The sequence below is a fragment of the Salinibaculum salinum genome (assembly GCF_037645885.1).
Taxonomy (GTDB): domain Archaea; phylum Halobacteriota; class Halobacteria; order Halobacteriales; family Haloarculaceae; genus Salinibaculum; species Salinibaculum salinum.
This window is the reverse complement of sequence record NZ_JBBENW010000001.1, coordinates 231356-255079: the sequence shown is the minus strand read 5'-3', so window position 1 is coordinate 255079 and position 23724 is coordinate 231356. Positions and strand designations below refer to the sequence as shown.

Genomic DNA, 23724 nt, shown 5'->3' with positions numbered 1-23724 from the left:
ACACAGTACCGGAGACAGAGTTAATCTATCAGAGCCTAAATTGTGGCATGTTATGTCACAACAAATCGAGAGCGAACTCCACGTCAACGAGTACACACTCGGACTGGTCGGCCCCGAGCAGGAGTGGGCCGGGACAGTCGCAGACGGCGGCACGGTGAAAACACACACGCCGCCAGCCTGCTGGGGACCGATGATTACCCCGAAGTTCCGTGGCGGCCACGAGGTGACCAAACCAATCGCCGTCGAGGGGGCAGAGGTCGGCGACGCCATCGCAATCAAGATACGCGATATCGAAGTGACGAGTATCGCCACCAGCACCGGGTCGATGGACGAGCGCGAGGAGGCGTTCGGCGACGACCCCTTCGTCGACCACGTCTGTCCCGAGTGCGGAACCGAGTGGCCAGAGAGCGTCGTCGAGGGGACTGGTGAGGACTCGATTCGGTGTGCGGAGTGTGGCGCAAACGCCTCGTCGTTTGGTTTCGAGTACGGCATCACGACGGTCTTCGACGACGACCACGAAGTCGGCATCACCGTCGACGAGGAGGCGGCACACGACCTCGCCGAGCGTGCCGACGAGGCCATCGCGCTCCCGGAAAACTCGCGACAGCACCCCATCCTGCTGTACGAACCAGACGAGATGCCCGGGACACTCGGCCATCTCCGACCCTTCATCGGCAACATCGGGACGACACCGCCGATCGAGATGCCCGATTCGCACAACGCCGGTGATTTCGGCCAGTTCCTCATCGGTGCCGACCACGACTGGGGACTCGACAGCGAGGAGGAACTCGAAGCCCGCACGGACGGCCACATGGACGTCAACGCGGTCCGCGAGGGAGCGGTTCTCATCTGCCCGGTCAAAGTCGACGGCGGCGGCATCTACGTCGGCGACATGCACGCGAATCAGGGCGACGGCGAACTCGCCTTGCACACGACCGACGTGAGCGGCCACGCCGAGTTCGAGGTGGAACTCATCAAGGACCTCGACATCGGCGGCCCAATCCTGCTCCCAAACGCGGAGGATTTGCCCCACATCAGCACACCCTACACCGACGACGAAGTAGAGAAGGGCCAGGCACTTGGCGCGGAGTACGGCGTCGACGTCGAGACCGACATGGGTCCCATCCAGGTCATCGGCAGCGGCGCGACGGCCAACGACGCCACCGAGAACGCCTTTGACCGCGCCGGCGACCTGCTGGATATGAGCGAAGGCGAGGTGCGCACCCGCTGTACGTTCACCGGCGGTGTCGAAATCGGCCGGCTCCCCGGCGTCGTCCAACTGGACATGCTCGCGCCGATGGACCGCCTCGAAGAACAGGGACTCGCCCACCTCGTCCGCGAGCAGTACGATCTCTAGGCTGCGACCGGGGAGTTATCCCCCGCGCATCGCCGGGTGGACGCTGAGGCTGGCGTCGGCCGGACAGTCGTCGTCGGCGTCGACGCTTTCACCGTCCACCGCCACGCGAACGCCAGACTGGAGGGTTTCGTTCTCGAAGAGGTGGCGCTCGGCGCGTGGATAGGCATCGACCAACGCCGACAGTGCCTCCCCGACAGTTCCACCGTCGAAGTCGACCGTGACCGTCTTCTCGCCGGTCGCACCGCGGAGGGGGCCGTATACCGTGACTTCCATGGTCGCCTCTTCGTCGCCGGAGACAAGAGCGTTGTCGCCACAAAAGCCAAGATAATTACTCGCGCACCCCCCACCGACTGCCATGACCGACTACTTCGAGGTCCACGACCGGGACGGGGCCGCCCGCATCGGGGAACTCCGCCTCGCCGAGTCGCTCCGGACCCCCGCCGTCGTGGACGACGTCCTCGTCGACGCCGGGAGTCGCTGGCCCGAAGCCCGCGAACTGCCCGAGGGCGACGACTCGGTGCTGACGGTGCTGCCCCACCGCGCGATTCCGGGTGGCACACCTGACGATGTCGCCGAAGCCTTCGCCACCGACTACCCCGACGTAGACTATCCCAGCGCGGCCGTCGTGACGCCCGACGCTGCGGCCGACACCACCGACGCCAATCCCGACGCCTACGTGCTCTCGAACGCCCAGCAAATCGCCGGCCACGCTCGCGCGTTCGTCGACACGATCGTCCGCACGCGCGAGGCCGTACCACACGACACCGCCCTCTATCTACCGGGCGTCGCGACGCCGGCCAACGTCGCCACGCTCGCGTACGCCGGCGTCGACCTCGTCGACACCGACCGCGCCGTCGTGAAAGGCAGCCAGGGCAAGTACCTCACGACCGACGGCGAGCAGTTTCTCGAAGACTTAGACGAACTCCCCTGTGCCTGCCCGGCCTGCCAGCAACCGATCGAGGCGTTCGACCGCGCGGACTGCGAGCAACACAACGAGAACGCACTCCGGGCGACACTTGGGACCGTCCGACAGCGCATCCGGCGGGGCCGACTCCGGGACTACATCGAGGGGCAGGCCCGGCACGAACAGTGGCTCACTGCCGTCTTCCGGCGTCTCGACCAGCAGTACAGCTACGTCGAGCAGCGCACGCCAGTCATTCGCCGGGCAGAGATTACGGCGGCCACCGAGGACACGATGCGCCGCGTCGAGATTCAGCGCTTCGCCCAGCGCGTCACCGAGCGCTACCGGTGTCGCTTCGACAATCCGCTGGTCATCGTCCCCTGCTCGGCCGCGAAACCCTACAGCGAGTCCCAGAGCCACGGCCAGTACCACGACGCGGTGCAGTTCCGCGGCCACACGCTCTCGATGACCTCTCCGATCGGTGTGGTCCCCCAGGAACTCGAACTCACCTACCCGGCCCAGCACTACGATTCGGTCGTGACCGGCCACTGGTCGGCCACCGAAAAAGAGTTCGTCGCCGACGTACTGGAAGCGTATCTCCGGCGCAACGACTATCCACGAGTTATCGCACACGTTCCCGGCGAGGGATATCGGGAGATCTGCGAGCGCGTCGAGGCGTCGCTCGGACTGGACTTCGAGTACACCGTCGAGGACCACCCGACGACCACCGATTCGCTGGCGAACCTCGCCGCGACGCTCTCGGACGAACTGAAGTACGGGAAACGCGAGCGCCAGCACAACACCGTTCGCGCTATCGCCGATTATCAGTTCGGCGAGAGAGCCGGCGACGCCCTCTTCGACGACCTGCGGGTGGGGAGTCGCTACCCCAAACTCCGGGCGCTCGACAGCGACGGCGAGCAACTGGCGGCGCTGGTCCCCCAGTATGGCGTCCTCTCGCTGACACTCGCGGGCGCTCGCCGCTGGGTCGAGAGCGATGCGCCGACGAAGCGGGTCGAAATCGACAACTTCGTTCCGCACGGCTCGGTGCTCGCGCCGGGCGTCGTCGACGCCAGCGGCGACATTCGCGTCGGCGACGAGGTCGTCATCGAGGGGCCGCAGGCCTTTGCTATCGGCCGCGCAAAGATGTCCGGTCCCGAGATGGTCGACAGCACGCGCGGGATTGCGAGTTCCGTTCGACACGTCGAAGAAACATGAGTTGACGCTGGGAGCTGCTTTGACCAAGATTGTCGTGGCGACGAAAGAACCAAGCCGGAGTAACTGGTATCGTCGAAGGATACATGTCAGAAGAAGATGCACAGTCAGAAACAGGAGAGGTTACCAGAGTCGAATTCGCGTTCGACGACGGGCCCTATCCGTTCGTCTCCGCATCCGAAACGCTGGGATGTACGTTCGAACTCGCGGAGATGATACCCCACGGGAATGGTCGCTATGCCGAGTTTTTCAACGTGAGTGGGACTGACTCAGAGCGCGTCCTCGCTGCCAGTACGTCTCACGAGGCCGTCGAAGCGACACTGCTCAACGAGTCCGAGAACGGAGGTCTCTTCGAATTTATCGTCGGGGACCACTGTCCAGCGGCGACACTCGCAGAAGACGGGGCGCTCCCGCGTGAGGTTCACTCCGAAGACGGCGACGGACGTATCGTCGCCGAAGTCCCGCCGCAGTACGACACCACCGCGATTATTGACGAGTTTCTCGACGAGAATCCCGACGGCGAACTCGTCTGTAAACGGGAACAGGAGTCGTTCACGCCGATTTTCTCCGAGTCGACGCTCCAGCAGATGCTCCACGCACACCTCACCGACAGACAACGCGAAGTTCTCCAGGCTGCCTTCGATGCTGGTTACTACGAGTGGCCACGGGAGTGTACCGGTGAAGAGATTGCCGCAGAACTCGAAATTAGCTCGGCGACGCTCTCCGAACACATCCACGCCGCCGAGCGGAACCTGCTCGCTGCCCTGATCAGTGAGCAGTGAGCGAGAGTCAGAGCTCGCAGTTTGCAGACGGCGAAACGACCGTTCGGCCATCCCCGTGGACAGTCACGTCACAGCCTTCGAACCGAAACGAAACACGACAAGTCGACGCCTCCTGTCCCGAATCGCAAAGCTGGTTCAGGACATCGGGGTCGATAACGTCATAGAGGGGCTTCAGACCCACGAGTGAGCGATTGGTGACGGCAGCAACTGCTTTGAGTACGCTCGCAGTCGGCGATTCGCTGTTAGTCCAGTTGACGACGTGTTGTTCCGATTCCCCGTGCATTTCGTCTGTGAGCGAACTGTTTTCGTGTGCCATAGCGTGCCACCTGTTGAATAAATGGAACGAGACACCCGACCGGCTTAGTCGAATTCCCTACACATCGAGGGTCGACGCGTCGAACGACTCACCGAGAGCTCGACGTGCCTCCTAGCCGCCCAACGAAGCGGCTATACGCCCGCGGCCGCTTTCACCCGTCAATGAGCAAACCCAGTCCCGATGTCTACGAGCAGGGAAAGGGGATGGACGCCCACAACCAGGCGATGCGGGAGATTCGCTCCCGGAAAGACGAAACCTACGACCCCCGAGAGCCGACCCGCGTCTGGCTCGACGAGGACAACACCCCTGACGGCGTCTACGACTCCCTGACCATCATTCTGAACACCGGCGGCTGTCGCTGGGCCCGCGCCGGCGGCTGTACGATGTGTGGCTACGTCGCCGAGTCCGTCGAAGGCGGCTCCGTCAGCCACGAGGACCTCATGGCCCAGATCGACGTCTGTCTCGACTACGAGGCCGACCAGCGGGAGGCCTCGGGTAGCGCGAGTAGCGCGGAGCGAAGCTCCGCGGACCATTCGAGCGGGCGAAGCCCGCGAGAAGACGGGGAGGAACGACCCGCGAGCCACGAGGCAGAGAACGCCGAGGAACCCGCTGGCCTCATCAAAATCTACACCTCCGGTTCGTTTCTCGACGAGCGGGAAGTCCCGGCCGAGACCCGCCAGGCAATCGCCGAGACGTTCGGCGACCGCGACCGCATCGTCGTCGAATCGCTCCCCGACTTCGTCTCAGAGGAGAAAATCGAGGACTTCACCGAGCAGGGGCTGAATACCGACATCGCGGTCGGGCTGGAGACGGCGACCGATCGAGTTCGCCGCGACTGCGTGAACAAGTACTTCGAGTTCTCGGAGTTCGAGCGCGCGGCCGCCGACGCACGCGATGCCGGCGCTGGCATCAAGGCCTACCTCCTGATGAAACCGCCCTTCCTCTCGGAAGCAGAGGCGCTCGAAGACATGAAGCGCTCGGTGCGAAAGTGCGCCGCCGTCGACGGCTGTCACACCGTCTCGATGAACCCCTGTAACGTCCAGCGACACACGATGGTCGAGGACCTCTTCCACGGCGACGGCTACCGCCCGCCGTGGCTCTGGAGCGTCGCGAGCGTGCTCGAAGACACTGCAAATGAGGACATCATCGTCGTCTCGGACCCCGTCGGCCACGGCAGCGACCGCGGCGCGCACAACTGCGGGGACTGTGACGACCGCGTCCAGCGTGCGATCAAGGACTTCGACCTGCGCCAAGACCCATCTGTCTTCGAGCAGGTGTCCTGCGAGTGCGAACGAACACACGAATTCGTCCTCGAACGCGAGCGGAGTTACTCGATGCCGCTGGCGCGATAACAGCAAAATGTGTCGTGGGAACGGTTTCCAACCAGCTGCCGTCATCCACTTTCACTTTCACTCCGGTAGGCCGGGGTATTAGTGACCCCCGGTCGTACAGATGAGTAGGGCTGGGAGCCCACGTCGCCGCTTACACGCCCGGCGACACCTGTCACACGCTCCACGCCCTCGTTCCCTATCCTATTCCCCACGAACGGCGAGTAGCTACCGCTGGAGTTTCGAGGGCCACCTTCCGAGTCGACCGGCGCTCCCGGTGACGACGCGGTCGGAGTTGAAGACGTACACCGCGAGGCCGATGGCCGCCACCGCGAACACCGCTTCGTACGCGATACCCAGATAGACAAAGAGTGGGTCGCCAAACATCAACTGCTTGGGGGCGATAACCGGGTGGGTAAACGGTATCGCAAAGAGCAGTGCCTGAAGCGGCAGGGAGAGTGTCGAGAAGTCGGTGAACATCGTCGCGAACGCGGGGCCGATAGCCAGAATCGACAGCGGGAACAAGAGAATCTGTGCGCCCTGTCGGTCGCCGGCGAAGATACCGAGCACGAGCGCCAGCGCGAGTGCGCCGACGACGGCGAAGAAGATTGCCACGCCGACGATAGCGTAATCGACGAGGCCGAGCGCGAACACCTCGGGGAGACTGCTTCCCTGTCCGCCGGTGATTCCGGACTGGTACTCACGGAGCGCAACGGTCATCACCCCCGCGGCGAGCAGTCCGATAGCGGCGCTCCCGACCAGTTTCGCCGCGACGATAGTCCGGCGCTTGACCGGCATTGTCAACAGGGTTTCGAGCGTCTTGTTCTCCTTTTCCATCCCCATCGAATTGATGACCATCTGGCCGGAGAAGATGATGACCAGCATGATAATGACCGGAATAAAGATGAACTGCGAGGTGAACGCGCCGCCGAGCACGCCCGGGGATTGATTGATTCGCGTCCCCTTCACGTCGGTCGTGTACGAGGTTTCGACCGGCGCGAGTTGCTGGGGCGATGCTCCCGTCGCGTTTATCGTAATCTGGGTTTCTGCAGTTTGGAGGACGTTCTCTACCTGCCCAGTCGAGGCGATGCCGCCCAGACTCACCGTATCGACGACCGTGTACAGTTGCACCTGGCTGGTGGCGTTCCCGGATTCGATTCGCTCGGTGAAGTCCTCCGGTATCACGATGAGCGCTGTGCCGCCCTGGTCGACTGTCTCGTTGAGTGCCACGTCGGGGTTCTCGCCGTCACCCCGGTAAACCACCTCGCCGCTCTCGTTGAACGTCGCTTCTACAAGATCGCCATACGTGCCATCGTCGTTGTTGACAATGCCAACCTCGGGCGGTTCAGATGCCGCATCGTCGATACCGCCAAATCCCTGTCCGAGCGCGACGAAGATGATTGGGACGAACAGGATAGGCAGGATGTACTGCGGGCGGAGCAGTTCGCGCATCTCCTTCCAGACGAGTCTGAAGAACGTGTTCATGCTGTGGCCTCCAGGAACGCGTCTTCGAGATTCTCGGTCCCGTACTCGCCCACCAGTTCCGCGGGCGTGCCCACGTCGACGATCTGCCCCTCGTTTATCAGTCCGACGCGGTCACAGAGATACTCGACTTCCAGCATGTTGTGCGACGAGAGGATGACACTCCGGGACGCGCCGGGGTACTCCTTGATCGTGTCCCGAATTTGGCGGGCGTTGCGCACGTCGAGTCCCGACGTCGGTTCGTCGAGAATCGCCAGTTCGGGTTCAGTCATCAGCCCGGCAGCCAGCAGGAGTTTCCGGGTCATCCCCTTGCTGTACTCGCTGGTCTTGCTATCGATACGGTCACCCAGGTCTGCGATCTCGATGCCTACCTCGACCATCGACGCCGGACGGTCCGTATAGAAGGAGGCAATGAAATCCAGATACTTGCGGCCGGAGAAGTTCTCGTACGCACCGGCCTCCTCCGGGACGTACCGGAGCGCAGCGCGGGCGTCGTTGGCTCGCTGTGCAACGTCTGCACCGCAGACGGTGACACTCCCCTCGTCGGCGCTCAGCAGCGTCGACATGATGCGGAGCGTGGTCGACTTGCCGGCCCCGTTCGGGCCAACCAGACCGAATATCTCGCCGCGCTGTACCTCAAACGTGACGCCGTCGAGCGCCTGCACGTCACCGTAGCGTTTGGTGAGTCCGTCGACGACAACTGCGGGGTTTGCCATTCGTATCGCAGTCTGTGCAGGCAGTTCGCTTAAAAATGGTCGCGCGTTTTCGGATTCAGCAAACGCGAGTCGTTAGCTCTCGAATCCACGGAGGACGGCCTGTCCGTCGGTCGCACTCACGTCGGGGACCGTGACGCGCTCTGGGTGGGGCATCAACACGGCGACGTGGTCGTGTTCGCCCAGCACGCCCGCGATGTTGTGCTTCGAGCCGTTCGGATTTGCGTCGTCGGTGGGCTCGCCCGACTCGTCACAGTACCGGAAGAGCACGCGGTCATCGATTTCTAGCCCTTCGAGTTCCTCGTCGTCGATTTCGAAGCGTCCCTCGCCGTGTGCGATGGGGAACTGGACGACCTCGCCCTCGTCGTAGCCGCGTGTGAAGGGCGTGTCGGCGTTTTCGACGCGCAGGTGGACGTATTCGCACTGGAAGCGGGCGCTCCGATTGGTCGTAAACGCGCCGGGTGTGAGTGTGGACTCACAGCCAATCTGTGCGCCGTTGCAGATACCGAGAACCGGCGTTCCGTCTTCGGCGGCGTCACGGACCTCGGCCATGATAGGCGAGTTGGCAGCCATCGCGCCGGCACGGAGATAGTCACCATAAGAGAACCCGCCGGGAATAACGATGCCAGTGGCGTCGGCAGGCAGGCCGTCCTCGTGCCAGACGAGTTGCGCGTCGATGCCGAGGTGCTCCAGCGCCAGAATCGTGTCGCGGTCGCAGTTGGAGCCGCCAAACTGGATGACAGAGACCGTCATTGCTCCTCGACGCTGACCTCGTAGTCGTGGATAGTCGGGTTGGCAAGCAGGCGCTCGGTCATCTCTTCAGCGCGCTCGTGGGCGCTGTCGGCGCTCTCGGCGTCGAGGTCGAGCTCGAACAGGTCGGCCGAGCGCAGATCCTCGAGTTCGAACCCGAGACGTTCGAGCGAGCGCTGTGTCGTCTCGGCTTCGGGGTCGAGCACCCCGTGTTTGAGCCGAACCGTGACAGTGGCAGTGTAGGCAGTCATCGGTCGAGACACGGACGCCGCGAGCGAAAACGCTTGTGGTTGTCGGCCGTGATTGACCCGCGAGACAGCCCGACCGACCCGGCGACAGGGTGATACTCTCGGGCGATTTGAATCTGGCTACCCCCATCAGCGCTCATTTTCTGGGTAACCCCTGGTTGCCAATTGCCTGTCGATTCTGCGTCTCGGTGTGTCACCCAGGCGCCGTTGCGAATCGATATAATTGTTACGGCCGTTCGCTCCGCTTCTCCTCGAGTCGCGGACAGCCGTGGACGAGTCGGTCTGGAATGTCCGAAACGTGGTCGAACAACGACCGAAAGACGACGGCGGCCTCGTCGAAATTGGGGCCGCGCTCGACACAGAGTGGGTCCTCCGACCACTCGACGTAGTCACCGGCAGCCAGAACGGGCAGGTGCGAATGGAACAGTTCGACGGACAGTTCCTCGGGGTCTCTCAGCGCGTAGGGTGGATTCGCGGCCTCCGGAAGCAAGAGACACCGGTCCGATGGTGCCTCCAGCAACGAGACAATTATTTGCCGACGAGGTTCGGCCGCCAGCGCATTGAACACCTGGTTCCAACCGTCGATTATTCGTTCGGAACAGTCGTGTTTTTTCATTGTCATTGAGGGGCCGTTTCACCGGCGGGGAAATAAATCTTAACTTACATATCTATCGTGAGTTTTACTACCGAACACCACACAGTCCCCTGTGTGAACGGACCGCGATACAGAGCACTCACTGCAGTTGCAGTGAGCGGTGGCGCGTTCGCGCTGTTGGGCATCGTTACGGGGTTGCTACCCAATTCGCTCTACGTTCGGATGGTCCCTCGAACGGGGCTCGACTACCTCTTTTTGGCGCTAACGGCCGCGTTTCTCGGAGCGTACACGTATCAGCGGACGCCCAGCCAGGGAAACGACGACAAAACAGCTACTGCGGGTGCAGTCCTGGGGTTTCTGGCCTTCGGGTGTCCAACCTGTAACGCCATCCTCCTCGCCCTGTTCAGTAGTTCCGCGCTGATGACGTATCTCGACCCGATACGGCCACTGCTGGGCGCGGTGAGTGTCGTCCTGTTTGCCGGCCTGTTGTACGTCCGATCCGGGCGGGCGTGTACGACGTGTGCCGGCGACCAGTCAGTCGACGGATAGTACATCGGTAGAGACAGCGTGGCTACTGGTCAGTGGGGTTTCTGTCGAGTTCCGCTCATTTTTCGGAGGGCGTGCGGAACACTAAAACAACTCGCTGTTATCGGTGTGGCGTGTGTCCCTCCCAAGAGATACCCTCCTGTTCAGTATCGTGGTGATGCTGTGGGCAGTTCAAATTGAAGCCCGTGGATACGGTAGCTCAGATACAATTGTCCTTACCTCATTAGTAATCGGGGTAATCGGACTTGTTGGAAGTTTTCTGTCGTCGCTGAGTTCTGCCAGTCAAAGTCCTGAGTCCGACCCCACCGAGTGATATGCGCGCTTATTCTACCAACTGATTCACTGACCGACAGCGTGAAATCAATCCTTGGTGGCGATTCTATGACACGCTCACTGCATCCTATGAATTTATAACAGGAGCACGAACACCGGGTAGGAGGCAGAAACCGCCAGCGATGGGGTCAAAACCCACATCGTAGCGATACGTTTTGCCGCCGCTGGATTAAAGAGACTTCTTTTGTCGAGATCAGCTGGCCCCTCTGCGCCGACATCCGGTACGTCTGGTATCTCCTCTGGCCTCTCTGGCGGTTCTTCGTGCCTAGCAAGATCTCCAATAGTTGGACCAACGGGTACCTCTTCGGCGCGTGAGGTAACTAACGCTCCTGTTGCCATTTCGACATCAGAACGCTCGGGCGTCGGCGTTACTAATTCTGAAAGTGCCGCTGACCGACTTGCCCGGCCCCACCCGAGCCCAATGATCGTAGATGTCGTACTGACAGCGAGACTTGCAGGAATTCCCAAAAAAGAGAGGATTGTGATGACTGTACCACCGACTATGGAGACAATCAGCGAAGCGAGAATCGGTAGCTCTGTAATATCATCTCCAACTGTCTCCAGCGTACGACGAGCGATAGTGAAACTTCCCAAACCGAAGGCAAACACCGCGAGCAAAACCCCCTGATTGACCGTAAGTGATCCCCCTTCGCCGACGAGGGGAGCCACAGCGTTCGCGGCGTTCGACGCCCCTGCCGAGAACGCCATATAGCATGCAATGACGACCACCAAGAGTGATCCGACTACGTCTTGCGGAGATGCGTTCTGATTCACAGACGGGCGTGGAATTGTCCCCGAGCGGTCAAATTGAATGAAGTGGAGGTTAAACTTCGTAAACGCGACGTAGCGGTCAAGATACGGGTAGATGTAGCGCCCAACTCCGACTCCAATACCAAAGCACAACAGCGGGGCGACGATCCACGCTGAGAGAATAACGAACATAAGCGCCTGATTGAGCGTACCTGATGCGAGCCCCAGTCCAACGATGGCTCCAACAGCTGTCATTGAGGTTGACGCTGGAACGCCGTAGAGATTCGAAATAAGCAGTGCCAGTCCAGTAAAAAACAGGACAACCACGCTTGCAACAGGCGTGAACTGGGTTGCTGGCACGATACTACTGCTCATTGTGGCAATGACGTTTCGACCAACGGTCCACGCACCGAGGAAGCCGAACCCGACAAACAGGGCCCCCGCTGTCGTCTTCCGAACGAGGCGTGAACCGACCGCCGGACCGAATGCCACGCCCGTTGACGATCCACCGATATTGAACCCAACAAATACGGCGACAACAATACCGACGATAGTCAGCAGTGACACCATCTTCCCGTATATGTGGCAACGTCACGTGGTTCCCGAATATAATTTCCGGACTGATTCGTCTTGAAGAGCTCCGCAGATAGTGATTGTTGTGTATCACCCATATTCGCCTATTTTTTGCGTTCAAACCCGTTCCCGGCAATGAATACAGCCTCACTACTCTGGCCGGTTTTATATCTGAGTTGAAGTTGTGAAAGGCAGAAGGTGCATATCATCACTGAATTACCTGAGACGGAAGTCGAACCGAGTTGACAGAGAGCGATAGAATTCGTCGGCATTCCGGTAACGGTGCTCGAGGCACAGCTCTCCGTTAGCCTCAGTCGGAGCCACTCACCGAGCGGCGATTACAGGGACGGGCGAGTTGCGGAACACTTTCTGGGCGACGTTGCCGACGACCAGTCGATCGGCCACCGAGCCGCCGTGGCTCCCAATTATGACCGCATCGAAGTCGTCGGCTCTGTTCAGAATCGCCCGTGCTGGATGTCCCAGTTGAACCTCGGTGGTGATCTCGGCATCGTACTTGGCGGCGAGATTCCGAGCGCCATCGAATACCTCCTGTGCGCGCTCCTGGGCGGCCTCTTCGAGATCTTCCTCGAGAGCGAGTGCGGTGGCTACCCCTCCCATCGCTGACGGTCCGCCCACAACATGCAAGACGGTAATCTCCGCGTCAGGATGGTTATCGAGGACGTACTCAAGGGCCCGCTGCGCCATTTCGGAGTCGTCCATTGGAACGAGGACTCGTGAGATCATATGATAGCTACGGCCAGGGCGTGAATAAAACGGCGGGTCGCTTGCTTCGGATCAGGGGACACATATTGGCACTATCTGCTGCACTCATTCTCTGTATCTTGCACACAATTTCTCAATATGTGTACGCATTCGTCACTCTCGCCGTCGCTAATAACATGAATCACAGGTTTCATCGAAGAGGCCACGCGATATTTGATAATACCTGTCGTGTCTCGACGGTTCTCAGGAGTCTCAGACCTCGGATTCTCCGGCTACGCTGGCCGCAGACGTGTACTCTGGCAAGTGCTACAATCCTGTGTTCAGCGCGGCAGCGATCCCGTCCGCCCACGCAAGAAGGTCCTCGTCGCCACCGAACCAGGTCGCACACTGTAACCCGACCGGGAGCCCGGCATCCGTCTTCCCGGCGGGGAGTGACACGGTCGGGAGGCCGGCGTGCGTCCACGGCAGATTCATCACCGGGTCGCCGGTCGTGTCGATTCCTGCAGGCGCAGGTCCCGGAGCCGAGGGCGAAATCCAGATATCGACGCCGTGTTTTTCCATCGCCGTTTCGAGGGCCGTACGAAGCGCTTCGCGACCGCGCCGACCGCGCGCAATCTCGCCAGCCGTCACCTCCCGTCCCCGCTCGACGAGTTCGCGGGTCGCGTCGGCGTATCGGTCGGCGTACTCGCTGAACCACTCCTCGTGAACCATCGCCATCTCCGCGGCCACGAGCTGTTCGTGGCGCTCGTTGACTGCCGCGACGTTCTCCAGAACTGGCACGCGTTCGATATCGTATCCGGCACTGGCCAGTCGGTCGACGTGGTCCTCGAACGCCGCTTGCCCGGTGTCACTGGCCTGGTCGAGATACGGCCCCGCGGGAACACCGAGTGTCGGCCGGTCACGTGGTGTCGGCAGCGTTCGCCACTCCTCACAGAGCACGTCGGCTGCGAGGTGAGCGCCCGCAACGTCCTGCGTGAAGTAGCCGACAGTGTCGACCGACGGCGACGACGGGATGACACCGTCAGTCGGGATGCGTCCGTAACTCGGTTTGACGCCAACCACCCCACAGAAGGCGGCCGGGCGACTGATCGAACCGATCGTCTGCGTGCCGAGTGCAAGCGGGCAGAGACCGGCAGCGACCGCCGCGGCTGACCCGCTGCTCGACCCGCCGGGCGTGTGCTGCGTGTCGTGTGGGTTCCGCGTCGGTCCCGGCTCGAAGTACGCAAACTCCGCTGTCACTGTCTTTCCGAGCACCACCGCGCCGGCGTCTGCGAGCCGGGACACGGCCGGTCCCTGCGGCCCCGAAAGCACCTCCGCCGGGAGGTCGGACCCCGCTCTGGTTGCCAGCCCGTCGACGTGAAAGATGTCCTTCACACCCACCGGCACACCGTACAGCGGCGGCCGCGGCGCTGGCGTGGACTGTCGGTTCGCCACCTCGGCTGCCCGTTTGCGAACGCGCGTCCATCGGTCGGATTCCGACACAAACGCGTGTATCTCCGGTTCGACCGTCGCCGCGCTGGATTCCTGTCGGTCGGCGTATTCGACGGGGTCGGTCCGACCACGCCGCAAATCGTCGACAGCGGCCGCCAGTGGCGTGTCGTGCAGCACAACTGGCTCGTGGTTACAGCGGCCCGCTAATGACTGTACCGGCAATCCGACGCGCCTCAATCGTCGTCGGCCGCCTGCTCCAAGTCTTTGAACGTCGACATCGAGTCGGGGAGATCCTGCAGTGACCGGTCCGTCCACGTGTACGGGACGTACGATTCGTCGTCGACGTCCTGGTCGAGCAGGTCGTTGACTCCCGCTCGCACGTCGTCTTCGTACAGCGGGACAAGCTGGTTCCCCTTGATATCGATACGCTCTCGAACACCGCGAATCTGGTTGCGCGGAATCAGCGGCTCGGGGTGTTTGTGCGTGTTGACGTGGCGTCTATCGGAGTCGGAGTAGCCGGTGTAGGACTGTCGGCCCACCCCATCCGGAGTGTGTCCTCCATCCCGCTGGTGATGAAAATCCCCACGTCGACCTTGCTCTCGCGCTCGACGAGGCGGTTCAACATCGCCGTGCCGGAGTACACCGTCGACACGAGATTGAGGAACCCTTTCTCGACGCTCGGATTCCAGTCTTCGAGGGCGTCCTGTGAGGACTTGATGAACCCTCGCGACTCGTCGTCCGGCGTCGTCTTTGCCTTCCCAACCGTGAACTCGCCGTTCGAGTCCATGAGGACGGTGTCTGTCATCGTCCCGCCAGCATCGATTGACAGTATCTCTGCGTTGTGGTGCTCTGAGGGATTATCTTCTGAACTTGCCATCAACAGATTTGGTTAAACCAGTGTGAGTTAATCGTTACCACGAACCAGGATAAACCGAATTGACGGCCTGGAACGCGGTGGAAACATATGTATAATATTTAAAAACACACGACCGACCACCGCCGGGAACCCAGGACCGCCTTTCCGATGAATGTGTGCAAGTCTCAATAGCTTTTCCCCCAGTGACTATCTGTATATCCACAAACAGCGGATACAATACGACACATACACTCTATCTCACTCGAGCGATACGTGGTGTTCACACGCTACCGGCAGCAGATATACGTTTGACCAAAATACTTAATATAACACGGCTGTTTAGTGTTCTATGTGAAGCGAAAGACAACACTCGTCGAACCTTGGACCGAATACGTGCGGTATCGGTCACCGAAACGTGAGCCCCTCGGCGGAGGTGAGCACACAGACGCTCGGTAACACAGCGTCCACACTGAACCCAGCCTGTGCCTGACGTCCTCAGTCGCTCGTCCGTTTGCGCGTTATTCTGAGTTACTCGTTTTCCAGTTCCGTTTCGCCCCCGAGACTACCGCGTCCAGACACCACGTGCTCACTCGCGTGCGTTCGAGCCCATTCGCCGAACGACGTCGACCAGTTGGCCGAGGCCTGCTCGAACGTCGTCCTCTCTGAGCGCACTCAGGAGCCCGAACAGTCCGACCGGCTCCGGATCTTCGTCGGCCCGAAACGCGCCGAGGCCGGCGTCGACAGCGTCAACCACTTCGGGGCTGCCGACGGTCGCTCCCAGTGCCAGCGCGTGGCCAAGCCCCTGTCCCATCTCGTAGGGATCGACGTCGGATGTTTCGTGAGCGTCGGCAAAGCCTGCCAGCACCATCCGAACGTCGGCAATCGGGCTCCGCGCGTCGGAAGCCGCCGCCTGCAGTTCGGGGACCAGTTCCTCTAAGAGGCCGTGACTCGCCTCTAGTAGGTCGAGCAGTTCGATAAACGTCTCGGTGTTTTCGCCGAGTTTGCGGAGCAGTACCAGCGTCTCCTCGCGTTCGAGTGCCAGCCTGAGTTCGGCCATCGGGTGGCGGGCGTCCGACGCTGCTGCCTGTAGCTCCGGCGCCAGGTCTTCCGCGAGACTCTTGCTCGCTGCGGCGAACTCGAGCAGTTCGGCGAGGTCGTCGGCGTTGTGGCCGACGACTTCGAGCAGGTGGCGTGTCTCCTCCCGTTCGAGCGCGAGACGCAGGTCGGCGAGTGGCTCTCGGATGTCTGTTGCTGCCTCACGGGCCTCCGGCGCGAGGTCGTCACCGAGCTGTTTGGCGACGACAATCAGCTCGACGAGCTCACGGAGGTCGTCGGCGTTGGCCTCTACTGACGCCACCAGCGCGCGCGTCTCCGGGTCGAGGTCAGCAACAGCCGGGCTGTCGGTCGGCGTGTCGTCTGTTTCGGACATGTCAGGGCACCGGATCGTAGCCGCGCATCCACATGTTCCAGTACATCGGCGGGATGACGTTGACGTCGAGCACCCAGTTCGAGCGCGTCTCGACGGGCGCTGCAATCGGGTCTTCGTAGTCGAACTCGGCGATCATCGCCTTCCCCTCTTCTGTGAGCAGCGGACACGCAGTGTACCCGTCGTACTCCGCCGTGAGTGGTCGCCCCTCTAGCGCCGCTTCGAGGTTGTTCACCAGCACGTGGACTTGCTTGCGCACGGCCGAGGCCGTCCGCGATGTCGGCAGGTTCGCGTTGTCCCCGATCGCAAACACGTCGTCGTAGTCGTCGTGCTGGAGCGTGTGCTTGTCGACAGTGACGTATTCGCTGTCGCCGGTCAGCGGCGAGTGTTCGACCAGTGCCTCGCGGCCGTACTGTGGGGGGACGGGTGCGTAGAGGTCGTACTCGACTTCTCGCCCGTCACTCGCGATGACGCGGTTCTCTCCGTAGGCGATTTCGGAGACCTCGAACTCCGGCAGGAACTCGATGTTCCGCTCGGCCCAGATCTCCTCGACTTTGCCGTTGTAGTGGGCCTTCGGCGACGGTGGTGTCCCGAACGGCGTCGGTGCCGGTTTGCCGACTGCGATATCCACGTCGTCCCGGATACCGATATCCCGGAAGTAGTCGTCCGCGAGCATCGCCATCTTCAGTGGCGCACCGCCGCACTTGATCGGCGTCTCGGGGACGGTGACGAAGAACTGCCCACCGTCGAAGTTCTTGATGGCGTCCCGGAGACCGACTGCGGCGTCGTAGTGATAGAACGGGTAGACAGAATCTGTCTGTTCCCACGCCTCTTTCATCCCCGGGACCGCCTCCGGGGCGAGCCGGTTCCCGAGTGCAGTTACCAGGTAGTCGTACTCCAGTGGCTCGGCGTCGGTCGACACCGTTCCAGCGTCCGGGTCGATGCCCTCGACGCGCGCCTGCACGAACTCGACATCCGTTCTGAGCAACGACTCTACCGGCCGGTGTTGGGCCTCCGCCTCCATGTGCCCGAACGGGATGAGGTAGTACGAGGGCTGGTAATGGTGGTCGGGACTCTCGTCGACGACCGTTATCTCGATGTCCCGGTCGAGTTTCCGGTCGAGCATGTTCGCTGCCATCGTCCCGCCTGTGCCTGCGCCGAGAACGAGTATCTGTGTTGGCCTCATAATATTGTATTAAAAATACAATATACAAAAAACTTCAGGTCTTGCTATCGCCGCACGGGCGGTTGCTGCTGTCGGAGTGTCGTCGCTGAGTGTCCGCGATTCCGAGCTATATCCGGATGGATAAAAATTCTGGTATACTTCTCTAAAGCTGCTGAAGGGCGGTTTTGTAGCGATGCCTTGGTCTGGCAGTCACGGTATCGAACCGCCGCTGACGGTACCTGACTACTCGCCGCGTGGGGATCGATCGCTCCCAGAATGTGAGATTTGCCGAAAGTAATATTGTGGTAGAAATAAAATTCCACGTTGACTACGATGGTCTCTGAAGAACAATCCTTCCAGCTAGGACTCGGTAACTCGTTCCCCGAATTGACGGTACAAAGTTCACAGGGCGAGTTGACACTCCCCGACGCGTACGACGGAGAGTGGTTCATTCTCTTCAGCCACCCCGGTGACTTCACACCCGTTTGCACGACGGAGTTCGTCGCGTTCCAGCAGCGGATGGACGAGTTCGAGGAACTCGGCGTCAACCTCGTCGGTCTCTCGGTCGACCGCGTTCACTCTCACATCAAGTGGATCGAGTGGATCGAAGACGAGCTGGACGTCTCCATCGAGTTCCCCATCATCGCCGACGAGAGCGGCCGCGTGGCGAGCAAATTGGGGATGGTCCACCCCGAGATGGGGTCCAGTACCGTTCGGACGGTGTACGTCGTTGATCCCGAGGGGACCGTCCGGCAACTCCTCCAGTACCCGATGGAGATCGGCCGGAACATCGACGAGATTCTCCGCTCGGTTCGCGCCCTCCAGACGTCCGACGAACACGACGTCGCCGTCCCGGGTGACTGGCCGGACAACGAACTGTTCGGCGACCAGGTACTGTCAAAGCCCCCGTCGGACGTCGAGACCGCACAGGCCCGACTCGACAGTGCCGACGGCGACTGTCACGACTGGTGGTTCTGCCTCCAGGACGCGCCGTAGCCGAGCAGGAACCGGATACCTCGACGACTCACTCGGGCGGTAGCGATTCTTCGCTGCGTCTCAACCCGACGTACTGCTTGACGAGTTCGGCCTCGGCCATCCGGAGGCGATACGAGAGCGTCGACCGGGGAACGTCGAGGTCAGCAGCGAGTTCTTCGAGTGTCACGCCTCGCGGACGCTCGTAGTACCCCTGTCGTACCGCTTCGCGGAGTGCCCGTTCCTGTGACCCGGAGACCTCAGCAGCGAGCACGCCGGTCCCCTCCCACTCGATGGCGTCGCCGATGTGACCCAGTTCGAATCGGACCTCCTCGCGGAGGGCGGCAGAGATCTGGTCGTACAGCACGCCGACGCGGTCGTCGGAGGGCATCAGTATCCGCCACGACTCGACCCCGTCGTGGTAGTGGACCTCAGAGAGCGTCCCGCGACCGAGCCGTGAGCAGACGATGGTCTGTATCGTCTCACAGTCGCTGTCGCCCTCCACGAACAGATACAGCGACCGATGGCCCGTGGTCGTCTCGAGCGGGAACGACGTGCACGTGCCACAGCAGTCAGCCGAGGCGACGCTGGCCGGCCCGTGGGCGTGGTCTCCGAACACTGCCTCGAGCTCGTTTGTCACCGCCGGGCGCCCCATGAGCCGGAGCAATCGGAGATACGACCCGCTCCCGGTACAGATGTCCAGTGCTGACGCCGACACGTCGGGATTGTCGTGGAACAGGTCCATGACGGGGTCGTTGCCAGCCTCGTAGTGAAGTCTGAACGTAAACTCCCGGAGGCGGGCGCTGGACTCAGACGACATCGGCCCGTGGACACTGCGCGTTGATCGCCCACTGTCTGTGCCGACGGGAAAGCGGGACGCTCACGGCCCCGCCTCCCGCCCCTGGGCGACCGGAGCACCGACCGTGTTGCCCCACTCGACCCACGACCCGTAGTAGTGGCGGACGGAGTCGAATCCCAGGAGTTCGTGCAGCGCCACCCACGTCAGCGCCGACCGCTCGCCGATGCGGCAGTATACCACGATATCGTCGTTGCGGTCGATCCCGTGGTCGGTGAATACGTTCCGGATCTCGGTGAGCGGCCTGAACCGCCCGTTTGACTGCATCACGCGACTCCAGGGCACGTTGATGGCACCGGGGATGTGACCACCGCGCTGGACACCCTCGTTCCAGCCCGGCGGGGAGAGTATCTCGCCACGGAACTCTGCGGGGGCACGGACGTCTATCAGTTGCTCGCCGTCGTCCATCGCGGCGAGAACTCCTTCGCGGTCGACACGAATCGACGATGCGGTTTCCTCGACGGTGTAGGTCCGGGTCGAGACGCTCGGAACGCGCTCGGTCAGTTCCCGCCCGCTCGCGGCCCAGTAGTCGCGGCCGCCGTCGAGCAGTCGGATATCGGGGTGTCCGTAGTAGGCCAACAGCCAGTACGCGTAGGCGGCAAACCAGTTTTGCGTATCGCCATAGAGGACGACCGTCGAGTCGCGGGTCACTCCCAGCGAGCCGAGCAACTGTTCGAACGCTGCTGGCGACGGGACATCGAATACTGTGGTATCCCGCAGGTCCGCCTGCCAGTCGAGGGTGACGGCGCCGTCGATGTGCCCTTCTTGGTAGGTGTCTGGGTAGGCGTTGACCTCGACGAGTTGGTACTCGTCGTCGTCACGCTCGAATGCCGAACGTCGCCGCTCGACCCACTCGGGCGAGACGACGGTGTCTACGTCAGCGGGTTCCATTGGCTCTCCATTGGGTTGCTGTCGTTATCTATCCTGGGTCGTGTTTTGTGGCTCACAGTGTGTCCCGGGCTCGACGGGGAACGGCAGACTAGCCACCGATCGCCTCCCAGTTCCGGTAGAGTCCGATCCCGAACGCCGCGAGGATAGCGCCGACTGCAGTCTGGCGGGCGACCGTCCCAAACTCGCCGGCACCGATGGCGACGACGCCACGGACGGCGATAATGCCTGTCACCAGCACGACGAGTCCGAGTACCAGGTGCCTGGTCTCCATACGCGATACTACGGTCACGCCTCGAAAACCGTTCGCTTGGCATAGGCCAACTCGTCTGTCGCTCTCCTGGTCGTGGTTGGTCGCCACAACAGCTCATCCCGACGGTCGCTCGGCGTGGCCTGTCGCGATTGGCTCTTGCCAACTCAACTGCTAACGTCGTCTGCCTGTTAGTCGGACTGTATGTCCCCATCGAAACTGGTCGCGCGGATTCGGACAAGAGATGTCGACTGCCGGTTCTGTGCTGGCGCGGCTGTCGTTTTCGCGGTCGCAGTCGCTGCCATCGCGTACGGACTGACACAACAGGACATGGTCACGGCGCTTGGCGCACTGCTGTTGGTGCCCGCCGCGGCCCTGCTCGCCGCCATCGGACTCTCCGGTGACCGCGAGCGCAGTCGGACGCTCTGATCAGAGCCGGGCCTGAATGAGCTTGTCGACGTTGTACAGTAACACGGCGACCGAGAGCAGTGTCGTCGCGAGGTAGACGACCAGTTGCGGCGGTCCACTGGTCGCGCCGCCGAGTGCCGCGCCGGCGAACCCGACCAGCATTATCTCACCCCACGTGAGCAGAATCCGTGACAGCAACTGCGTCGACGCCTGACCGTCCGTGTCTTCGCTCGGTTCGACCGTGTCAGACTGGTTATCGAGTGGCACCGTCAGTACCCCTCCGTCGGTTCTGCTGGGCCGCTGAACGCCGAGTACAGGACGACGAAGTACATCGCGATGAGCGGCAATAGCACCACTGCACCGACTGTCATGAGATTCAGCGGGAGCGTCGAGACGATTGCCTCGCGCACTGTCAGCCCGCTCGCAGGGTCTATCGTCGGATATATCAGGAGCGCGACGACAGCCGTGAGGCCGTACGTCAGCCCCGCACTCGCTGCGAGCGCGAGCAGGTCGCGCCCTCGCCTGAGCCACCGGACGTACCCGCCGGCCAGAACGAGCGTCACCACGACCAACCCGAGGACCGGGATGCCAGTCAGCGTCGGCCGCAGCCGCGGCGTGGTCACACCGAGTGTCAGCAACACCACGACGACTGCGCCGAGGTAGGCGACGACCGCGGCTTCGCCGTACCGGCGGAGCTCGGTCCGGAGCTCCCCTCGTGTCTTGAGGCGCAAAAATGCGACACCGGAGACGACAGTCAGCGCGACGACGGTCACGCCCACGAGTGTGCCGACGACGGTGAGCGACCGGGTCGCACCGACGAGCCAGTTGCCGACGAAAAGCCCCAGGAGCAACGGCGCTCCGATGCTTCCGGCGACGAAGGCACGGCCCCACCAGCGCTGCCAGGCGTCGTCGTGGCGCTGTTCGTACATCTCGGGGGCGAGCCCGCGGAGGATGAGCGCCCCCAACACCCCGAACAACAGCAGGTAGTGACGGCTGAACAACGTCGCGTAGGCAGCCGGGTAGGCGGCAAACAGCGCCCCGCCGAAGACGACGAGCCACACTTCGTTGCCGTCCCAGAACGGCCCGATGGCCGCGAGAATCGTCTCGCGGTCGCGCTCGTCGTCACGGGTCGCAAACACCGCGCCGGCACCGAAATCGAACCCGTCCAGGAACAGGAAGGTCCCGAGCATGGCGAACAGCAGGCCGAACCACAGCTCTGGCAACGGCAGCCCCAACAGCGGGCCCGAGGTGAGCCAGCCGAGCTCAGTCATCGGTGGTCACCTCTCCCGACGGGGTCTCACGCTCGCGCTCGGGCACGTCGACGGTTTCGAGCTCGTCGCTGCCCGGCGGCCCGGCTCTGATGATCCGGACGACGACGTAGCTGTACAGTCCCAGCAACGCCGCGTAGACGATGACGAAACCGGCGAGTGTCACCGTCGCCTCCGTGCCAGTCAACCCGGGTGAGACGCCTTCGCTGGTTTTCATCACCCCCTGGATGACCCACGGCTGGCGACCGACCTCGGTCACGATCCAGCCGACTTCGACAGCGACGATGCCAAGCACCGTCGACCCCATGAGCGCCTTGTGCAGCAGGTCGTCTTCGAACAGCTGGCCGCGCCACCAGCGGTAGCCACCCCAGAACGCGAGCAGGATGAACCAAAAGCCCAGGCCGACCATCGCCCGGAACGCCCAGAAGACGATGGCGACGGGGGGCGCTTCCGACTCGAACGAGTTTAAGCCGCGTATCTCCGCTGTCGGGTCACCCCCGCTCGCGAGCCACGACGCACCGCCGGGAATTCCCAGTCCGAACAGTTCCTTCGCGCGCGGGTCCGTGATATCTCCGAGGTCGGTCGGCACTGCAATCAGGTACTCCGGCACGTACGATTCGGTCTCCCAGACGGCCTCCATCGCGGCGAACTTCTGGGGCTGTGTCTCGGCGACGTGTCGGCCGTACATGTCGCCGTGCAGCACCTGCAGCGGTGCGGTGATGATGAGTGCGACGAGCGCGATCTTCAGCGTCGTCTCCCAGAACGACACATGCTCGACCTGGTACCCCCAGACGTGGTGACGGAACACGTAGTAGGCGGCGATACCGGCCATGAACAGCGCGACGGACTCGACGGCCGCGTTCTGCATGTGGATGTACATGTAGCCAAACCGCGGGTTCAGGTACGCCGCGACCGGGTCAGTCAGGTGGACGACCGTCTGTCCACCCTCGGTCACGAGTTCGTACCCGCGTGGCGTCTGCATCCACGAGTTCGCGATGAGAATCCAGACCGCTGACAGCCACGTCCCGACGCCCACGGCTACCGCGGACACCATATAGAGGACGTTCCCGACCCGGTCGCGGCCGAAGACGAACACGCCCAGGAAGGTCGCCTCGAGCATGAACGCCATCATTCCTTCGATGGCCAGCGGACCACCGAACAGTTCGCCGGCGGCCGTCGAGAAGGCCGCGAAGTTCGTCCCGAACTCGAACTCGAGGACGATGCCTGTCACGGTTCCGACAACGAAGCTGATGGCGAAGATCTTCGTCCAGAACCGTCGCAACTGCTCGTAGACTGCCTTTTCGGTTCGGATGTCCTTCCAGGTGAAGTAGATGAGAAAGGGCGCGAGCCCCATACTCATCACCGGGAAGATGATGTGGACGATGGTCGTGACTGCGAACTGGAATCGGCTGGCGATAACTGGGTCTAACATGGGTTGTGCGCTGGCTGGGGGACTACTGATTGCGCGATACGCAGGTCGTCTCTAGCTGCGTCTCGTGAGTAAACGTTGAGTTGGCGCAGGCCAAACTGGTGCTCGGCCGCTGATTTCCCACTCGATAACTGCACGAGGGGACGCCTTCGTGACCCTCGGCACG

The 23724-nt window shown here is 62.1% G+C and carries 27 protein-coding genes; 7 read left to right on the top strand and 20 right to left on the bottom strand.

The features are described from left to right. Positions 1-52: 52 nt before the first annotated feature. Positions 53-1357, top strand: a complete 1305-nt coding sequence (locus WDJ60_RS01275) for an acetamidase/formamidase family protein (protein ID WP_340097929.1) — start codon at positions 53-55, stop codon at positions 1355-1357. Positions 1358-1372: 15 nt separating this feature from the next. On the opposite strand, the gene WDJ60_RS01270 is transcribed toward WDJ60_RS01275, so the two are convergent. Beyond that, positions 1373-1630 (bottom strand): ubiquitin-like small modifier protein 1, encoded by a 258-nt coding sequence (locus WDJ60_RS01270; protein WP_340097928.1) that lies wholly within the window; start codon positions 1628-1630, stop codon positions 1373-1375. Between the two features lie 82 nt (positions 1631-1712). On the opposite strand from WDJ60_RS01270, the gene arcS reads away from it, so the two are divergent. Further along, positions 1713-3473, top strand: coding sequence for an archaeosine synthase subunit alpha (gene arcS, locus WDJ60_RS01265; protein WP_340097927.1), 1761 nt, complete (start codon positions 1713-1715; stop codon positions 3471-3473). Positions 3474-3556: 83 nt separating this feature from the next. Further along, a complete protein-coding gene (locus WDJ60_RS01260) occupies positions 3557-4252 on the top strand; it encodes a helix-turn-helix domain-containing protein (RefSeq protein ID WP_340097926.1) in 696 nt (231 codons plus the stop codon). Between the two features lie 7 nt (positions 4253-4259). Here the strand turns inward: WDJ60_RS01260 and WDJ60_RS01255 are convergent, their stop codons facing one another. Next, a complete protein-coding gene (locus tag WDJ60_RS01255; protein ID WP_340097925.1) occupies positions 4260-4568 on the bottom strand; it encodes a HalOD1 output domain-containing protein in 309 nt (102 codons plus the stop codon). A 161-nt stretch (positions 4569-4729) separates the two neighbouring features. Between WDJ60_RS01255 and WDJ60_RS01250 the strand changes: the two genes are divergently transcribed. Continuing rightward, positions 4730-5920 (top strand): archaeosine biosynthesis radical SAM protein RaSEA, encoded by a 1191-nt coding sequence (locus tag WDJ60_RS01250; protein WP_340097924.1) that lies wholly within the window; start codon positions 4730-4732, stop codon positions 5918-5920. A gap of 204 nt (positions 5921-6124) precedes the next feature. On the opposite strand, the gene WDJ60_RS01245 is transcribed toward WDJ60_RS01250, so the two are convergent. The 5 genes from WDJ60_RS01245 to WDJ60_RS01225 all read right to left on the bottom strand — a co-directional run bounded on the left by WDJ60_RS01245 (position 6125) and on the right by WDJ60_RS01225 (position 9711). Beyond that, positions 6125-7381 carry an ABC transporter permease gene (locus WDJ60_RS01245; protein ID WP_340097923.1) on the bottom strand — a complete coding sequence of 419 codons (1257 nt, stop codon included), beginning with the start codon at positions 7379-7381 and terminating at the stop codon, positions 6125-6127. After that, the gene (locus tag WDJ60_RS01240; RefSeq protein ID WP_340097922.1) at positions 7378-8094 is read right to left on the bottom strand and encodes an ABC transporter ATP-binding protein; all 717 of its coding nucleotides are present in this window, start codon (positions 8092-8094) and stop codon (positions 7378-7380) included. The genes WDJ60_RS01245 and WDJ60_RS01240 overlap by 4 nt, the downstream gene beginning before the upstream one ends. Positions 8095-8166: 72 nt before the next feature. Then, on the bottom strand, positions 8167-8844 hold the full coding sequence (gene purQ / locus WDJ60_RS01235; protein ID WP_340097921.1) for a phosphoribosylformylglycinamidine synthase I: 678 nt from the start codon (positions 8842-8844) through the stop codon (positions 8167-8169). After that, positions 8841-9092, bottom strand: a complete 252-nt coding sequence (gene purS, locus WDJ60_RS01230; RefSeq protein ID WP_340097920.1) for a phosphoribosylformylglycinamidine synthase subunit PurS — start codon at positions 9090-9092, stop codon at positions 8841-8843. The genes purQ and purS overlap by 4 nt, the downstream gene beginning before the upstream one ends. Before the next feature lie 223 nt (positions 9093-9315). Then, complete coding sequence (locus WDJ60_RS01225) at positions 9316-9711, bottom strand: hypothetical protein (protein ID WP_340097919.1); 396 nt, start codon at positions 9709-9711, stop codon at positions 9316-9318. An 87-nt stretch (positions 9712-9798) separates the two neighbouring features. Here WDJ60_RS01225 and WDJ60_RS01220 point away from each other — a divergent pair, with 87 nt between their 5' ends. After that, complete coding sequence (locus WDJ60_RS01220) at positions 9799-10233, top strand: hypothetical protein (protein WP_340097918.1); 435 nt, start codon at positions 9799-9801, stop codon at positions 10231-10233. A 405-nt stretch (positions 10234-10638) separates the two neighbouring features. On the opposite strand, the gene WDJ60_RS01215 is transcribed toward WDJ60_RS01220, so the two are convergent. From WDJ60_RS01215 to WDJ60_RS01185, 7 genes are all read right to left on the bottom strand, one after another. Continuing rightward, positions 10639-11883 carry an inorganic phosphate transporter gene (locus tag WDJ60_RS01215; protein ID WP_340097917.1) on the bottom strand — a complete coding sequence of 415 codons (1245 nt, stop codon included), beginning with the start codon at positions 11881-11883 and terminating at the stop codon, positions 10639-10641. 327 nt (positions 11884-12210) lie between these two features. Next, complete coding sequence (locus WDJ60_RS01210) at positions 12211-12630, bottom strand: universal stress protein (RefSeq protein ID WP_340097916.1); 420 nt, start codon at positions 12628-12630, stop codon at positions 12211-12213. A 285-nt stretch (positions 12631-12915) separates the two neighbouring features. Beyond that, on the bottom strand, positions 12916-14217 hold the full coding sequence (locus WDJ60_RS01205; RefSeq protein WP_340097915.1) for an amidase: 1302 nt from the start codon (positions 14215-14217) through the stop codon (positions 12916-12918). A 56-nt stretch (positions 14218-14273) separates the two neighbouring features. Continuing rightward, entirely contained in the window at positions 14274-14579 is a 306-nt protein-coding gene (locus tag WDJ60_RS01200) for a hypothetical protein (protein WP_340097914.1), read from the bottom strand. Next, complete coding sequence (locus tag WDJ60_RS01195) at positions 14501-14917, bottom strand: hydantoinase/oxoprolinase N-terminal domain-containing protein (RefSeq protein WP_340097913.1); 417 nt, start codon at positions 14915-14917, stop codon at positions 14501-14503. Before WDJ60_RS01195 ends, WDJ60_RS01200 begins: the two co-directional genes overlap by 79 nt. 565 nt (positions 14918-15482) lie before the next feature. Continuing rightward, positions 15483-16325 (bottom strand): helical membrane plugin domain-containing protein, encoded by an 843-nt coding sequence (locus WDJ60_RS01190; RefSeq protein ID WP_340097912.1) that lies wholly within the window; start codon positions 16323-16325, stop codon positions 15483-15485. 1 nt (position 16326) lies between these two features. After that, positions 16327-17508, bottom strand: coding sequence for an NAD(P)/FAD-dependent oxidoreductase (locus tag WDJ60_RS01185; protein ID WP_340097911.1), 1182 nt, complete (start codon positions 17506-17508; stop codon positions 16327-16329). A gap of 312 nt (positions 17509-17820) precedes the next feature. On the opposite strand from WDJ60_RS01185, the gene WDJ60_RS01180 reads away from it, so the two are divergent. After that, the gene (locus tag WDJ60_RS01180; protein WP_340097910.1) at positions 17821-18483 is read left to right on the top strand and encodes a peroxiredoxin; all 663 of its coding nucleotides are present in this window, start codon (positions 17821-17823) and stop codon (positions 18481-18483) included. 28 nt (positions 18484-18511) lie between these two features. Here the strand turns inward: WDJ60_RS01180 and WDJ60_RS01175 are convergent, their stop codons facing one another. The 3 genes from WDJ60_RS01175 to WDJ60_RS01165 form a co-directional block, all read right to left on the bottom strand. Beyond that, positions 18512-19279, bottom strand: coding sequence for a helix-turn-helix domain-containing protein (locus WDJ60_RS01175; RefSeq protein WP_340097908.1), 768 nt, complete (start codon positions 19277-19279; stop codon positions 18512-18514). A 60-nt stretch (positions 19280-19339) separates the two neighbouring features. Continuing rightward, complete coding sequence (locus WDJ60_RS01170) at positions 19340-20206, bottom strand: sulfurtransferase (protein ID WP_340097907.1); 867 nt, start codon at positions 20204-20206, stop codon at positions 19340-19342. A gap of 88 nt (positions 20207-20294) precedes the next feature. Next, positions 20295-20477 (bottom strand): DUF8073 family membrane protein, encoded by a 183-nt coding sequence (locus WDJ60_RS01165; protein ID WP_340097906.1) that lies wholly within the window; start codon positions 20475-20477, stop codon positions 20295-20297. 180 nt (positions 20478-20657) lie between these two features. On the opposite strand from WDJ60_RS01165, the gene WDJ60_RS01160 reads away from it, so the two are divergent. Continuing rightward, on the top strand, positions 20658-20882 hold the full coding sequence (locus tag WDJ60_RS01160; protein ID WP_340097905.1) for a hypothetical protein: 225 nt from the start codon (positions 20658-20660) through the stop codon (positions 20880-20882). Here the strand turns inward: WDJ60_RS01160 and WDJ60_RS01155 are convergent, their stop codons facing one another. The 3 genes from WDJ60_RS01155 to WDJ60_RS01145 are packed head-to-tail and all read right to left on the bottom strand — an operon-like array spanning position 20883 to position 23561. Continuing rightward, a complete protein-coding gene (locus WDJ60_RS01155) occupies positions 20883-21128 on the bottom strand; it encodes a hypothetical protein (RefSeq protein WP_340097904.1) in 246 nt (81 codons plus the stop codon). Positions 21129-21130: 2 nt separating this feature from the next. Next, the gene (locus tag WDJ60_RS01150; RefSeq protein ID WP_340097903.1) at positions 21131-22132 is read right to left on the bottom strand and encodes a cytochrome d ubiquinol oxidase subunit II; all 1002 of its coding nucleotides are present in this window, start codon (positions 22130-22132) and stop codon (positions 21131-21133) included. Continuing rightward, positions 22125-23561, bottom strand: a complete 1437-nt coding sequence (locus WDJ60_RS01145) for a cytochrome ubiquinol oxidase subunit I (protein WP_340097902.1) — start codon at positions 23559-23561, stop codon at positions 22125-22127. The genes WDJ60_RS01150 and WDJ60_RS01145 overlap by 8 nt, the downstream gene beginning before the upstream one ends. Positions 23562-23724: the final 163 nt, after the last annotated feature.

Excerpts from the sequence above, each read along its gene's own strand:
- WDJ60_RS01275 (WP_340097929.1), top strand. The coding sequence starts at position 53 with ATGTCACAACAAATCGAGAGCGAACTCCACGTCAACGAGTACACACTC.
- WDJ60_RS01270 (WP_340097928.1), bottom strand. The coding sequence starts at position 1,630 with ATGGAAGTCACGGTATACGGCCCCCTCCGCGGTGCGACCGGCGAGAAG.
- arcS (WP_340097927.1), top strand. The coding sequence starts at position 1,713 with ATGACCGACTACTTCGAGGTCCACGACCGGGACGGGGCCGCCCGCATC.
- WDJ60_RS01260 (WP_340097926.1), top strand. The coding sequence starts at position 3,557 with ATGTCAGAAGAAGATGCACAGTCAGAAACAGGAGAGGTTACCAGAGTC.
- WDJ60_RS01255 (WP_340097925.1), bottom strand. The coding sequence starts at position 4,568 with ATGGCACACGAAAACAGTTCGCTCACAGACGAAATGCACGGGGAATCG.
- WDJ60_RS01250 (WP_340097924.1), top strand. The coding sequence starts at position 4,730 with ATGAGCAAACCCAGTCCCGATGTCTACGAGCAGGGAAAGGGGATGGAC.
- WDJ60_RS01245 (WP_340097923.1), bottom strand. The coding sequence starts at position 7,381 with ATGAACACGTTCTTCAGACTCGTCTGGAAGGAGATGCGCGAACTGCTC.
- WDJ60_RS01240 (WP_340097922.1), bottom strand. The coding sequence starts at position 8,094 with ATGGCAAACCCCGCAGTTGTCGTCGACGGACTCACCAAACGCTACGGT.
- purQ (WP_340097921.1), bottom strand. The coding sequence starts at position 8,844 with ATGACGGTCTCTGTCATCCAGTTTGGCGGCTCCAACTGCGACCGCGAC.
- purS (WP_340097920.1), bottom strand. The coding sequence starts at position 9,092 with ATGACTGCCTACACTGCCACTGTCACGGTTCGGCTCAAACACGGGGTG.
- WDJ60_RS01225 (WP_340097919.1), bottom strand. The coding sequence starts at position 9,711 with ATGACAATGAAAAAACACGACTGTTCCGAACGAATAATCGACGGTTGG.
- WDJ60_RS01215 (WP_340097917.1), bottom strand. The coding sequence starts at position 11,883 with ATGGTGTCACTGCTGACTATCGTCGGTATTGTTGTCGCCGTATTTGTT.
- WDJ60_RS01210 (WP_340097916.1), bottom strand. The coding sequence starts at position 12,630 with ATGATCTCACGAGTCCTCGTTCCAATGGACGACTCCGAAATGGCGCAG.
- WDJ60_RS01195 (WP_340097913.1), bottom strand. The coding sequence starts at position 14,917 with ATGGCAAGTTCAGAAGATAATCCCTCAGAGCACCACAACGCAGAGATA.
- WDJ60_RS01190 (WP_340097912.1), bottom strand. The coding sequence starts at position 16,325 with ATGTCCGAAACAGACGACACGCCGACCGACAGCCCGGCTGTTGCTGAC.
- WDJ60_RS01185 (WP_340097911.1), bottom strand. The coding sequence starts at position 17,508 with ATGAGGCCAACACAGATACTCGTTCTCGGCGCAGGCACAGGCGGGACG.
- WDJ60_RS01180 (WP_340097910.1), top strand. The coding sequence starts at position 17,821 with ATGGTCTCTGAAGAACAATCCTTCCAGCTAGGACTCGGTAACTCGTTC.
- WDJ60_RS01175 (WP_340097908.1), bottom strand. The coding sequence starts at position 19,279 with ATGTCGTCTGAGTCCAGCGCCCGCCTCCGGGAGTTTACGTTCAGACTT.
- WDJ60_RS01170 (WP_340097907.1), bottom strand. The coding sequence starts at position 20,206 with ATGGAACCCGCTGACGTAGACACCGTCGTCTCGCCCGAGTGGGTCGAG.
- WDJ60_RS01165 (WP_340097906.1), bottom strand. The coding sequence starts at position 20,477 with ATGGAGACCAGGCACCTGGTACTCGGACTCGTCGTGCTGGTGACAGGC.
- WDJ60_RS01160 (WP_340097905.1), top strand. The coding sequence starts at position 20,658 with ATGTCCCCATCGAAACTGGTCGCGCGGATTCGGACAAGAGATGTCGAC.
- WDJ60_RS01150 (WP_340097903.1), bottom strand. The coding sequence starts at position 22,132 with ATGACTGAGCTCGGCTGGCTCACCTCGGGCCCGCTGTTGGGGCTGCCG.
- WDJ60_RS01145 (WP_340097902.1), bottom strand. The coding sequence starts at position 23,561 with ATGTTAGACCCAGTTATCGCCAGCCGATTCCAGTTCGCAGTCACGACC.